This is a genomic window from Aliiglaciecola aliphaticivorans (genome assembly GCF_054782055.1).
Map to the genome: position 1 here is coordinate 11,782 of NZ_BAAGTF010000011.1, position 12,674 is coordinate 24,455.

Consider the following 12,674-nt stretch of genomic DNA (forward strand, 5'->3'; position numbering starts at 1 on the left):
TCTGATTTTTGACCCAACTTGCCTAGTAAAGCGCTTTTACTAAACAAACTTCAAGCACCCTTTGCGGCGTGATTTTCAAGCATACACCAATTTTTCTAAAGTTTTAACACTTAACTTATTGGTTTTATGTTACTTTTCAACCACGTTTGCGCATCAAATCGAAGGATAGTTCTAAAGGGTATAAATGCCCTATCCTACAGCGCAAAAAGGCTGGTGATTAAATAATCACCAGCCCGAGCCTTTTCAGGCAAGTAATCTGTCAACAGACAAATTACTTAAGTTCCACTTCTGCGCCAGCTGCTTCAAGTTCAGCTTTAAGTGCTTCAGCTTCTTCTTTAGCCAAACCTTCTTTGATAGCTTTAGGTGCTGATTCAACAACATCTTTAGCTTCTTTAAGGCCTAGGCCAGTTGCGCCACGTACTGCTTTGATAACAGCAACTTTATTGCCGCCAAAAGAAGTCATTACTACGTCAAATTCTGTTTGCTCTGCAGCAGCTTCAGCAGCTACAGCAGGACCAGCAACAGCAACAGCTGCTGCAGCAGAAACGTTGAATTTTTCTTCAGCTGCTTCGATTAACTCTACCAATTCCATAACTGGCATTTCAGCAATCGCGTTTAATATATCATCTTTAGTTAGAGCCATTTTCTCTAAACTCCTGGGGTTAAATGTTAAAAAATTTGTTAATGCCAAACACGAAAATTATTTTTCGTCTTTGATCGCCGCCAATACACGCACAAACTTGCCTGGAACTTCGTTGATTGTACGAACGAATTTCTCGGCAGGTGCTTTGAAGGTAGCAAGTAATTTTGCTAGTGCTTCGTCGCGAGTTGGAAGTGAAGCAACTGCGTCCAATTTCTCTGGACCCAATAAACCACTACCAATTGAAAGTGCTGTTACTTTAAGCTTGTCATTCTCTTTAGCGAAATCTTTAAATAGACGTGCTGCACCGCCAGGTGCGTCTAATGAAAATCCGTAAATCAAAGGACCAGTTAAAGCTTCATCAATATCAGAAAACTTACTGTCTGCTAAACCACGTTTTGCAAGTGTATTACGTACTACTTTAAGAAATACGCCTTGCTCACGAGCTTTAACACGCAGGTCAGTCAGTTCTGAAACTTCCATCCCACGGTATTCAGCGACGGCAACGGATAGAGCTTGAGATGCAACTTCACTTACTTCTGCTACGATCTCTTTTTTTGCTGCTAAACCTAGTGCCACTGAGTTCACCTCTTGTTAGCTGAATGCAATTTCTATCGATTTCGCATTCAGAGTTCCAGATTGATAAATCATTGAATACTGCCAAACAGTGCTCGCTGACTTACCGCTCTACGGTGTTCGTTTCCCCAGAGAGTCTGAGTCGAAATCACCGTCTGCGCAGGCATTTTACGTATTAAGCGAAATATTTAATGTAGGAGCTCTCTTACTTCACCTACTATTTCGCACCTGCGGTCTTGGACGGGAGCATGATTCTTAACTAAGTTAAAAACAGCTCCAACCCATAACCTTTAGAGAGATGAGCGTTAGCTCATAAGCCAAGTTAGATAACTGAGTTATCTAATTGGAAATTTATTTCAAGCCTAGGCTAACTGGATCAAGTGTTACACCAGCACCCATAGTGGTGCTAAGGCTAACTTTCTTGAAGAATGTACCTTTAGCAGAAGAAGGCTTAGCTTTCTTCAGGGCTTCTAACAAGGCATCAAGATTTTCTTGAATTTGGTTTGCTTCAAACGCAATTTTACCAATGCTTGCATGGATAATTCCATTTTTGTCATTTCTGTAACGAACCTGACCCGCTTTAGCATTCTTAACTGCTGTTGCAACGTCTGGCGTTACTGTGCCAGTTTTAGGGTTAGGCATAAGTCCACGAGGACCTAAGATTTGACCCAACTGACCAACAACACGCATTGCATCTGGAGAAGCAACCACTACGTCGAAGTTCATTTCGCCTTTTTTAACTAGATCAGCAAGATCTTCCATACCAACGATGTCAGCACCGGCTTCTTTAGCTGCTTCTGCATTAGCGCCTTGAGTAAATACGGCTACACGTACTTCTTTACCAGTACCATTTGGTAGCACAGTTGCGCCACGAACGTTTTGGTCAGATTTACGAGCATCGATACCAAGGTTAACTGAAACATCTACACTTTCAGCGAACTTTGCAGTAGCTAGTTCTTTCAATAAAGCAACTGCTTCATTAATTTCGTATTCTTTAGTTGCGTCAACTTTCTCACGAATAGTGCGCATACGTTTTGTTAATTTAGCCATGTCTTATCCCTCTACTACCAAGCCCATGCTGCGTGCAGAGCCAGCGATGGTACGAACAGCTGCATCAAGATCGGCTGCAGTCAGGTCAGGTTCTTTAGTTTTTGCAATTTCTTCTAATTGCGCGCGCGTCACTTTACCCACTTTTTCAGTGTTAGGACGGCCAGAACCACTCTTAATACCGGCTGCTTTCTTCAATAAGAAAGATGCAGGTGGAGTTTTGGTTTCAAAGGTAAATGAACGGTCTTCATAAACAGTAATAACTACAGGTACTGGTGCACCTTTTTCAAGGCTCTCTGTAGAGGCGTTAAACGCTTTACAGAATTCCATGATGTTAACACCTTTAGCACCTAATGCAGGGCCAACTGGTGGACTAGGATTAGCAGAACCAGCTGCAACCTGAAGCTTAATTAAGCCTGTGATTTTTTTAGCCATTATATCTCTCTCAAATTTGGGTCTATCGCCTCGCAAAACATAGAGATTGTTTGCTCAATCGGCTTCCCTTAAAAATTAACGGTCGCGAATTATAGATTACATATCTAAACTACGCAACCCTTATTTGAAGATTTAAAATTGTTTATGTAAAATTGTTGTTTGCGTTAGAGAATTTGGTTTGAATTTACTCACTGTCATGGCTGTTAGGCACTTTACATGAGCAAAGCAGTGGTCAAGGGTTTTATAAGACTTATGACTATTCCCCCTTTTCAATCTGCCGTTTAGAAAAGTATAGTTGTTTTGCCTCATACATCTCGAGTAATCGCTGTTTTAATGCGGGGTTACCCTCAATCAACTTTTCAGCATAAGCTAGCGAAGCTTTCTTTTCTTGTTGAACTTGCATCGCAACATCATCATCTGATGGCAACGCAACCCTAGCTCGCATTGCAATCTCAGTAAGCTTCGACTTTCTTGCTAGAAAATATTGTGGATAACAGGCTCTCTGGGTAATTCGCCCAGTCCCCTCTTTTCTCTGTTTTTTGCATTTAACTTTAAATTTCGGGTCTTCCACCAGATCATTAAACGCATCATAAAAATTAAGTTCGGTTTTCGCCATTTGCTGACGATAGAAATATAGAGGCTTAGTTCCAACAACATCAATTTGTTCGACGTTTTCCTTTTCAACATTCAATAGCTTCTCTGTATTGCTTGGTTGCGCGAGCAACGCTTTTGAATGAGCAAGCAGCAAGGCCAAAGCTATAGAAAAAAATCTCTTAGCGGTTTGTTTCTTTGAAAACATTCTTTAAGTCCTTTTAGAGAGTCTAAAATCCACTCACCTGAGAAAAAGTATCATTAAATTTATCAAGCAGTAACAGGTAGAAGATATTAAATTAAATGTTTTGAGTGGGTCAATAGCCTTATTCGCAGTTACTCACTAGTCATTTTTCGTCTAGTGAAATTTTTACAAAAACTGCTTTCCATTTTACTTAATATTGATCCTCCCTAAAATCTCGTTCAATCCTTAATAAGGCTAAGAAACAGAGATTTAGATTTTTTAAGAGTACTGTATTAGAACTTCAAGCCATAGTGAAAAGCTAACTGTTCCTGATTTGATACACCGCCTACACCTCGCAGTTTATCGACGTTTTAGTTAATTTCTTAGCCAGCCTTAATGACATGTCTGTTTTTACAGACATTAAACTAAGGTATCGAGCAATTAACTACACCAAATCTCCGTTAGAAAATATTTACGAGTTACCCACACCGTGGCAATTAAATATATTTACAAATAAAAACAATAGGATAGGAGAAAAACATCATCTTACTTTCATTAAATAGTGGTAAATGATTTTTCTGGTCTAGTTTCTGCATAGTCCCAACTAACACCCGTTATTTCCCATGACGTTTTCTAGTAAACGCAATTCAATTGGGCAGAAACCAATCATAGGTAGGATAGAAATGCGAAATTTGGTTACAAAAAAAGCCAACAGAAAAATGGAGAAAAAAACATCTTTAAAGGCAACCCTTTTGTTGGGCCTTGGGTTAACCCTGTCCGGTTCTTTACTACTTCCTTCCCAGCTCGCTACTGCACAGCAGCCAGAAAAAGAAGTTAAACCTGAAAATACAGTGTCTAAACCAAATGTTGATAAAATTACCTTTGAAATGGTGAAGGGACAAGCCCAGAAATTATCAACCGAAGAATATCAAAAGCCCGTCAGCACATTGCCTAAAGAATTGGCAGAAATGACCTATAGTGAATATAGAAACATACGCTTTAACCCGCAAAAAGCAATTTGGAAAGATAAATCAAACTTTGAACTGCAATTGTTTCACCCTGGTTTTCTTTACAAAAGTCCGGTAATGCTTCGTTTGGTAGATAGTAATGCTGGAAGTAACACAGTTACTTTTAAGGGTGATAAATTCATATATGAAAATGAAGCCTTACCATTGCAAGGTATCGCGCCTCCCGATGCTGGTTTTGCAGGGTTTAGGGTTCATTACCCGTTAAATACTCCGAATTATAAAGATGAATTGGCTGTCTTCCTTGGGGCTTCTTACTTCCGAATCGTTGGACCAGGGCAAGTTTACGGAATATCCGCTAGGGGGCTTGCTATCAATACCGCCCATGCATCTGGTGAGGAGTTTCCCGAGTTTACTCGCTTTTGGGTAATTGAACCCGAAGAAGAAGCTGACAACTTAGTTATCTACGCTTTGCTTGAAAGCGAATCTGTTACAGGCGCATACCGATTTGAGTTAACCGCAGGTCTTGTTACTGAGGTTAAGGTGAACAGCCAGGTTTATGCGCGAACAGACGTAGAAAAACTGGGGGTCGCACCACTGACTAGCATGTTGTTATCCAGTGAAACCACTACCAAATACTTTGACGATTTCAGACCTGAAGTACACGATTCCGACGGCTTGTTAATGATCAACTCTCAAGGCGAACAAATTTGGCGTCAACTCAACAATCCCAAGACACTGCAGGTCACCTCAATGCAAGACAATCAACCGCAAGGGTTCGGTTTGTTGCAAAGAGATATTGAATTTGAACACTACTCAGATATTGAAGCTAACTACCACAACCGCCCTGGTATTTGGGTAAGACCTGATAACAATTGGGGAGCAGGTCGCTTAGAACTTGTTGAAATCCCAACCAATTCAGAGACTAACGATAATATTGTAAGTTATTGGGTGCCTAATGCCCCGTTGAAGAAAGGACAGACAAGGGAGTTTAACTACACCTTAACCACTGTATCTGGCGATCTAAATCAAAATAACTTAGCGACTGTGATACGGGCAAAAAATAGCTGGGCAGCTTTACCTGGTGAAGATAATCCAGCAGCAAAAACAGTGCGTAAAATTATCGTAGATTTTTCTGCGAAGCAATTAACCAAGTTAACTCAAAACGTGCCTATCCAAGCTAATTTGCAAGTAAATGGTGGTGAATATGACGAGCTAGTTGTTCGTCAACTGCCCGATAAAAAGAGCTGGAGAGTGTCCTATACACTCAAAGCTGACCAAGATAGAGCTGTGGATATGAGACTTTCTCTGAGCCTTAGGGGCAAAACAATTAGTGAAGTCTGGAATTACGTTTGGAACAAGAATGAAATCGAATAATCAACTAAAAGGAGTTCAAATGTCTTCTGTAGCGAATGAACACTTTATAAAAGCATCAGCAAAAGGGGCTCGAAAGTACGCCTACGGTTTTTTTGTTTTGCTTACGGCAATTACCGGCAGTTGGGCAATGACGGATATATTTTCAGTGGATGGGTTTACGGCGATTGAAATCGTCCTTCTTTTCTTATTCACCCTGACCTTTGTTTGGATCTCAGCGGCATTTTGGAGCGCTATTATTGGTTTCACACTGCTGATGCTACGACGCGATCCTGTAACCTTACAAAAGTCCATAGATAAAGCAGAATCGGGCCAGTTAGATACTCGACATCGCCAAGCCATTATCATGCCGGTATACAACGAGGACACCAATCGCATCATGTCTGGTTTTGAAGCGTGTGTGAAGGAAATCGAAAAGTCAGGAAACTTAGCAAGTTTTGATTTTTACATGTTAAGTGACACTCAACAGAAACCATTGATAGAAGCTGAGCTAGTAGCTTGGAATAAATTAATTGCAAGAATGGGAACCGATACTGCTTCACATATGTTTTATCGACGCAGAGAAAAAAACACTGACCGCAAAGTGGGTAATGTAAAAGACTTTTGTGAGCGTTGGGGAGCTAACTATCAATCGATGATTGTGTTGGACGCAGACAGTTTGATGACAGCAGATAGCATGCTTACTTTAGTTAAAACTCTGCAGAGTAATCCGAAGGCTGGGCTTATTCAAACAGTCCCTATTCCAATTAGGCAAAACACCCTTTTTGGTCGTTTTTTACAATTTTCCTCTAGTTTGTACTGTCCAACGTTAGCTGCCGGTCAGGCATTTTGGCAGACTGATACAGCCAACTACTGGGGTCATAATGCGATTATTAGAATTGATGCATTTATGGCGTCCTGTGGTCTCCCCCACTTATCCGGTGATGTGCCCTTTGGTGGCGAGATTTTAAGTCATGATTTCGTAGAAGCCGCTCTATTAAGGCGAGCTGGCTGGCATGTATATTTACTGGCTGATCTTGAAGGCAGTTATGAAGAGGTACCGAGCAATATTATTGACTATGCAACAAGAGATAGACGCTGGGTACAGGGCAACCTTCAACATATTGGTTTACTTAAAACTTCAGGTTTGAAAAACATCAGTAAGCTACATTTTGTTTTGGGGGCATTCGCCTATGTATCATCGTTAGTATGGTTTGTCTTATTGCTGCTTAGTACGATTGACGCGACTGTTAGAGCGGCTTCTGATGAGGTGTTTTTTACCGCGACACATCAATTGTTTCCTGCTTGGCCGGTGGATAAATCCGATTCTATTTTTGCTTTGCTCTTCGCAACCGCTGTACTGCTTATCGGGCCAAAATTTTTAAGTTTAATTCATGCTTTGGTTTATCGTAGCTATGAGTTTGGTGGAGCATCCAAACTCGTTGCAAGTACATTGATCGAAATTGTCGTTGCCATCGTAATAGCTCCATTGATGATGGCTTACCATGCCTATTTTGTTTTAAATGCTTTAGCTGGAAAAAATGTAAGTTGGAACGCTCAAAGCCGAGAAGGCAGAACAGTTCCATGGTCCGAAGCTTTTAAACGGACATGGGCAGCGACCACAGTTGCAATTTTTTGGGGAGCATTAACTTGGTATCTAACTCCATTACTGTTTTGGTGGTTAGCTCCAGTGTTAATCGGACTCATTTTAGGTGCACCCATTATTCATTATTCGAGTAGCTTGAAATTGGGGATTTTATCGCGCAAGCACGGCATTTTCATCTGTCCATGCGAAGTGATTGAACAACCTGTAACTAAAAGCTTAAGGCTAAGCCTTAGCAATTTGGATAAGCAAAGCAGATATAACAAGACGGTTCCAGAATTGCCACCAGAAAATTGGGCAAACATGCCCATCCAAATTCTTTCTCCTTCGGAAAAAGCAACATTGGAACATGGGCAGTCTATTACCAACGAATAACCTCTTTGAAACTTGATTAGAGTTTCTCCCCACAAACTTAACTGTTGTGGGGATTTTTTTTGTGTTTTTCTCTGTAGGCGGGTGCTTTAGCCCCGCGAATAAATTGAAAATCCATGGCCTGTAGGCGGGTGCTTTAGCCCCGCAAATAAATTCAAAATCCATGGCCTGTAGGCGGGTGCTTTAGCCCCGCGAATAAATTCGAAAATCATGGCCTGTAGGCGGGTGCTTTAGCCCCGCGAATAAATTCGAAAATCATGGCCTGTAGGCGGGTGCTTTAGCCCCGCAAATAAATTCAAAACCCATGGCCTGTAGGCGGGTGCTTTAGCCCCGCGAATAAATTCAAAACCCATGGCCTGTAGGCGGGTGCTTTAGCCCCGCGAATAAATTCGAAACCCATGGCCTGTAGGCGGGTGCTTTAGCCCCGCGAATAAATTCAAAAATCATGGCCTGTAGGCGGGTGCTTTAGCCCCGCATATAAATTCAAAATCCATGGCCTGAAGACCATGCTACAAATACATTCCCTGTAGGCGGGTGCTTTAGCCCCGCAAATAAATTGGAAGTCCATGGCCTAAAGACCATGCTACAAAAAAAAAGACGACCCAACGTCGTCTCTTCGTACACATCCTGTGGCTTGGTTCCAGCTATTCACTTCAATGAAATTATTAGTAATATACAAAACCCATGCTGACCCGTCCTTGGTATGACGTCCAGCCCGCACGTCCTTGAGCGGTCGTGCAGCTGGACGGAGCTTCGCTCCTAATAAGACCAGCTTTACCCATGTCGGTCGTTCAGCAAGCTGCGAAACTTCGTTTCGGTCGTCCAATTCGCTAGTTATAGAAACAAAAAAGACGACCCAACGTCGTCTCTTCGTGCACATCCTGTGGCTGGATTCCAGCCTGACATCCATGCCAGTCGTTCAGTCGGCTAACGCTTCTACGAAGCTAAATTCAGCCTCCTTCACCCTTTTTCGACTTGGCCGAATTCTAGTTCTACTGGTGTAGAGCGACCAAAAATAAGTACTGACACCTTCAAGCGGCTTTTTTCGTAATCGACTTCTTCGACAACACCGTTGAAATCTGCAAAAGGACCATCGGTAACGCGAACCACTTCGCCTGGTTCGAACAAGGTTTTTGGTTTTGGCTTGTCGACTGACTCTTCCAAACGATTAAGTATTGCATCCGCTTCTTTCTTAGAAATAGGCATAGGACGGTCTGATGTCCCACCAATAAAGCCTAACACTCTAGGAACGCTTTTCACTAAATGCCAAGACTCTTCATTCATTTCCATTTCAACAAGCACATAGCCTGGGAAAAATTTGCGTTCGCTTTTACGCTTTTGACCTGCACGCATTTCAACGACTTCTTCGGTAGGAACAAGTATCTCACCAAAGTAATCTTCCATGCCGTTCATTTTAATATGTTCAATTAAGGTTTTTTGAACACGACCTTCATAACCAGAAAATGCTTGAACTACATACCATTTTTTATCAGACATGATTTACACTCCTAAACCGGTTATAAAAGATACGATTTCCACAATGGCCATATCTAGGAGATAAAGCACAATAGACATAAAAGCGGTAGCCGCTAAAACGATCAAAGTCGTCGTTGTTGCTTCTTGCCTTGTTGGCCAAACAACTTTACGAACTTCAACTCGAGATTCTTTTGCAAAAGTTAAGAATGCGCTACCTTTTACCGTACTGCTGGCAATAAAGCCGGCAATCACTACCAATGCTACAGCAGCAAGTGCACGATAAAGCACAGAAATTTCTTGATAATAGGTATTAGCAGCTATTACTCCGCCCAAGATCAAGACGATAATCAACCATTTGAGCATATCCAATGAATTGGATGGTGATTCTGCTTTTTCGCTCATATTCTTACTTCCGTAATAAATACTGGTCAATTGTGTTTCAAGAAAACCAGTATGTTTAAATTCAAATTTATGTGCTCTGACGAAAATTGGCAGGGGTGGAGGGATTCGAACCCCCAACCATCGGTTTTGGAGACCGCTGTTCTACCAATTGGAACTACACCCCTAACAAATTTCGGTTACACCAACCTTGTGATTTCAACCAATTTTTTATTGGAAAATTTGGAGTCACACAAGGAGGGACGCGTATTATACTCATTGAGCGCCGCTATTCAAGTAAAAATGAGTTTCCATGACGTAAAATGCCAGTACTAAAACAACTTTAAGGAGAAGGATGTTTTCGTGAGTTGCAATTGTTCAATACAGCTAGGGAACAAACAACTGCAAGCAAACACCTTTGCTTCACTTCTACGCGCTTAGAATGAACTTATAACTCAGATAATCTCACGCAACGGGTGAACTAAATAATTCAGCTGCCAATTCAATTATTCCGTTAGAACACCAGAAGAGTCATCAAAATATTGATATTGCTTGGTGGCTGTGAATATTAATCCACACCAATAAAACCGCCTGTTTGATGGGACCATAGCTTTGCATAGATACCATTTTGCGCCAAGAGTTCGCTATGACTACCCGATTCGACAATTCTTCCTTGCTCTAATACTAACAAGCGATCCATTTGCGCAATCGTAGATAGTCGATGGGCAATAGCGAGCACGGTTTTATCTACCATAACTTGGTTCAAGCATTGTTGGATAGCGGCTTCCACTTCAGAGTCTAATGCCGAAGTTGCCTCATCTAAGATTAAAATAGGTGCGTCTTTCAACATAACTCTGGCAATGGCGATCCGTTGTCGTTGACCTCCAGATAATTTTACTCCCCGCTCTCCCACTTGAGCGTCATAACCAACATTGCCGTTCAAGTCAGAAAGCTGCTGAATAAACTCATCAGCTTCCGCTTGTTTTGCGGCAATTTGCATTTGCTCTTCTGTTGCATCAGCGCGGCCATAAATAATATTTTCTCTTACGGAGCGATGTAAAAGGGAAGTATCTTGGGTCACCATGCTGATATTGGCTCGCAAGCTTTCTTGAGTGACCTGTTTAATTTCCTGCCCATCAATAAGTATATTGCCATTTTGCACATCAAAGAATCTTAGCAAAAGATTAACCAAGGTAGATTTACCCGCACCAGAACGGCCAACTAATCCGACTTTTTCACCCGGCTTTATGGACAAGTTTAACTGTTTAAATACTTCTATGGGCTTGCCTTCGGGTCCAGCATAGCCAAAATCGATATTTTTAAATTCAATGGCACCACCACTAACCTTTAAATTAGACGCATCAGGTGCGTCTTTCACCGCAACATCGTTGGCCAAGGTGTTAATACCATCTTGAACAGTACCAATATTTTCAAACAATGAAGAGACTTCCCACATTATCCATTGAGCCATACCATTGAGCCTTAGACACAAGCTAATGGCGACCGCCAAATCCCCTGGCGTTACCAATTGATTTATCCACAAATAAATAGCTAGCGCGCTAACACTAAAAACCAGTAAAGCGTTAGAGAACCAAACGAATCCATAAAGTGTTGTAACTAACCGCATTTGTGGATAAACAGTATGCAAAAAACCGCTCATTCCCTCTCGCGCATATTCAGATTCCCGCTGGCTGTGGGAAAAAAGTTTTACCGTCATAATATTGGTATAACTATCAACGATTCTGCCGGTCATGATCGAGCGGGCATCTGCTTGTTTTTGCGATACTTTTTTAAGGCGAGGAATAAAAGTTCGTAGAATGATAATGTAAGTAAGTAACCAAGCGAGCAAAGGCACAGTTAAGCGCCAATCAATGGAAAATACCAACACCAGAATACTGATAAAATAAACACTCACATAAACAAAAATATCCAGTGATTTCATTACCGCTTCGCGAACTGCCAAAGCGGTTTGCATCACTTTTGTTGCTACACGACCTGCAAATTCATTTTGGAAAAAGCCAATACTTTGCCCTAGTAAATAGCGATGTGCTTGCCAACGTATCTTCATTGGATAATTACCCAACAAAGTTTGGTGGGTCAGCAATGATTGCAATACCACTAAACAAGGTAATATCACCAAAATAACCAATCCCATCCAAATCAAGCTGGTGCTTTCTTGCTGAATAAAGGTCTTGGGGTCCCGGTTTGAAAGCCAGTCAACAAGCTGACCAACATAACCAAATAACGAAACTTCTAAGGCAGCGACCGACGCGGCTAAAAGCGATACCGTAAAAATAACCGGCCACATTCCTTTAGTGTAATGACGACAAAAAGCAATAAGGGTTTTAGGCGGAGTTGTGGGGTGTTCAACAGGGAACGGTTGAGTCAACCGTTCGAAAAATGAAAACATTCAGGTTCCAACTAGAGTCTATTTGAGTTTCGAAATAATATTATCAATATTACGCTTATGATTGTCCTGCCATTGTTGTAATGAAGTTTGTGCATCTTTGTCGGTGCGCGCTTTTGCAATTTCATAGGCTGACTCAGCTTGGTCTTTAGGCACAACAGCAATACCTTCTTCATCAGCAATCACAATATCACCGGGGTTGACAGTTACACCACCGCATTTAATAGTTTGATTCAACGGCGAATACGCTTTTTTCGACCCTGGATAAGGGATAACCCCACGGGCAAACACAGGAAATTGTATATCTCGGGTTTCGGCTAGGTCGCGAATGACACCATCAATAACAAAACCCGCAATACCTCTTTCTTTCGCAATTGCACAAACATTTCCGCCGGCGGCAGCATACTGAGGGTCAGACTTCACTACAATGATATCCCCCGGCGAAGCTTCATATATTGCCGCGTGCAGCATTAGGTGATCACCAGGTTCGCAATTTACCGTAAATGCCGGACCAGCAATACGCGGTGGCTGTGGCCAAAGACTTGATATTTTATAATCAATAAATTGCTCTCGAGGTAATGCGTCAGCATATTCACATGGGGAAATTTGTTTGAATAAATTCATATCGAGCATAAATAATCACCTTT

The 12,674-nt window shown here is 41.6% G+C and carries 11 protein-coding genes and 1 tRNA gene; 2 read left to right on the forward strand and 10 right to left on the reverse strand.

Translation table 11 applies throughout. The features are described from left to right. Positions 1 to 271 precede the first annotated feature (271 nt). The 5 genes from rplL to ACYVIL_RS06870 all read right to left on the reverse strand — a co-directional run bounded on the left by rplL (position 272) and on the right by ACYVIL_RS06870 (position 3,497). Positions 272 to 643, reverse strand: coding sequence for a 50S ribosomal protein L7/L12 (gene rplL, locus ACYVIL_RS06850; protein ID WP_372548753.1), 372 nt, complete (start codon positions 641 to 643; stop codon positions 272 to 274). Positions 644 to 700: 57 nt separating this feature from the next. After that, the gene (gene rplJ, locus ACYVIL_RS06855) at positions 701 to 1,219 is read right to left on the reverse strand and encodes a 50S ribosomal protein L10 (RefSeq protein WP_303475514.1); all 519 of its coding nucleotides are present in this window, start codon (positions 1,217 to 1,219) and stop codon (positions 701 to 703) included. A gap of 348 nt (positions 1,220 to 1,567) precedes the next feature. After that, entirely contained in the window at positions 1,568 to 2,266 is a 699-nt protein-coding gene (gene rplA, locus ACYVIL_RS06860; RefSeq protein WP_303475513.1) for a 50S ribosomal protein L1, read from the reverse strand. A gap of 3 nt (positions 2,267 to 2,269) precedes the next feature. Beyond that, the gene (gene rplK / locus ACYVIL_RS06865) at positions 2,270 to 2,698 is read right to left on the reverse strand and encodes a 50S ribosomal protein L11 (protein WP_303475510.1); all 429 of its coding nucleotides are present in this window, start codon (positions 2,696 to 2,698) and stop codon (positions 2,270 to 2,272) included. A 256-nt stretch (positions 2,699 to 2,954) separates the two neighbouring features. Continuing rightward, positions 2,955 to 3,497: a hypothetical protein gene (locus ACYVIL_RS06870; RefSeq protein ID WP_460311997.1), complete on the reverse strand. Its 543-nt coding sequence runs from the start codon at positions 3,495 to 3,497 to the stop codon at positions 2,955 to 2,957. Between the two features lie 659 nt (positions 3,498 to 4,156). Here ACYVIL_RS06870 and ACYVIL_RS06875 point away from each other — a divergent pair. Then, positions 4,157 to 5,815, forward strand: a complete 1,659-nt coding sequence (locus tag ACYVIL_RS06875) for an OpgD/OpgG family glucan biosynthesis protein (protein ID WP_460311998.1) — start codon at positions 4,157 to 4,159, stop codon at positions 5,813 to 5,815. A gap of 19 nt (positions 5,816 to 5,834) precedes the next feature. Continuing rightward, the gene (gene mdoH, locus ACYVIL_RS06880; protein WP_460311999.1) at positions 5,835 to 7,769 is read left to right on the forward strand and encodes a glucans biosynthesis glucosyltransferase MdoH; all 1,935 of its coding nucleotides are present in this window, start codon (positions 5,835 to 5,837) and stop codon (positions 7,767 to 7,769) included. A 957-nt stretch (positions 7,770 to 8,726) separates the two neighbouring features. Here mdoH and nusG read toward each other — a convergent pair. From nusG to ACYVIL_RS06905, 5 genes are all read right to left on the reverse strand, one after another. Further along, positions 8,727 to 9,263 carry a transcription termination/antitermination protein NusG gene (nusG, locus tag ACYVIL_RS06885; protein WP_303475499.1) on the reverse strand — a complete coding sequence of 179 codons (537 nt, stop codon included), beginning with the start codon at positions 9,261 to 9,263 and terminating at the stop codon, positions 8,727 to 8,729. 3 nt (positions 9,264 to 9,266) lie between these two features. Further along, positions 9,267 to 9,644 (reverse strand): preprotein translocase subunit SecE, encoded by a 378-nt coding sequence (secE, locus tag ACYVIL_RS06890; RefSeq protein WP_303475496.1) that lies wholly within the window; start codon positions 9,642 to 9,644, stop codon positions 9,267 to 9,269. A gap of 87 nt (positions 9,645 to 9,731) precedes the next feature. Further along, positions 9,732 to 9,808: transfer RNA gene (locus tag ACYVIL_RS06895), tRNA-Trp, on the reverse strand. Between the two features lie 380 nt (positions 9,809 to 10,188). Continuing rightward, complete coding sequence (locus ACYVIL_RS06900) at positions 10,189 to 12,030, reverse strand: ABC transporter ATP-binding protein (protein WP_460312000.1); 1,842 nt, start codon at positions 12,028 to 12,030, stop codon at positions 10,189 to 10,191. A gap of 18 nt (positions 12,031 to 12,048) precedes the next feature. Next, positions 12,049 to 12,660, reverse strand: a complete 612-nt coding sequence (locus ACYVIL_RS06905; protein WP_460312001.1) for an RraA family protein — start codon at positions 12,658 to 12,660, stop codon at positions 12,049 to 12,051. Positions 12,661 to 12,674 lie beyond the last annotated feature (14 nt).

Coding starts and splice junctions, on each gene's coding strand:
- rplL (WP_372548753.1), bottom strand. CDS start 643: ATGGCTCTAACTAAAGATGATATATTAAACGCGATTGCTGAAATGCCA.
- rplA (WP_303475513.1), bottom strand. CDS start 2,266: ATGGCTAAATTAACAAAACGTATGCGCACTATTCGTGAGAAAGTTGAC.
- rplK (WP_303475510.1), bottom strand. CDS start 2,698: ATGGCTAAAAAAATCACAGGCTTAATTAAGCTTCAGGTTGCAGCTGGT.
- ACYVIL_RS06870 (WP_460311997.1), bottom strand. CDS start 3,497: ATGTTTTCAAAGAAACAAACCGCTAAGAGATTTTTTTCTATAGCTTTG.
- ACYVIL_RS06875 (WP_460311998.1), top strand. CDS start 4,157: ATGCGAAATTTGGTTACAAAAAAAGCCAACAGAAAAATGGAGAAAAAA.
- mdoH (WP_460311999.1), top strand. CDS start 5,835: ATGTCTTCTGTAGCGAATGAACACTTTATAAAAGCATCAGCAAAAGGG.
- nusG (WP_303475499.1), bottom strand. CDS start 9,263: ATGTCTGATAAAAAATGGTATGTAGTTCAAGCATTTTCTGGTTATGAA.
- secE (WP_303475496.1), bottom strand. CDS start 9,644: ATGAGCGAAAAAGCAGAATCACCATCCAATTCATTGGATATGCTCAAA.
- ACYVIL_RS06900 (WP_460312000.1), bottom strand. CDS start 12,030: ATGTTTTCATTTTTCGAACGGTTGACTCAACCGTTCCCTGTTGAACAC.
- ACYVIL_RS06905 (WP_460312001.1), bottom strand. CDS start 12,660: ATGCTCGATATGAATTTATTCAAACAAATTTCCCCATGTGAATATGCT.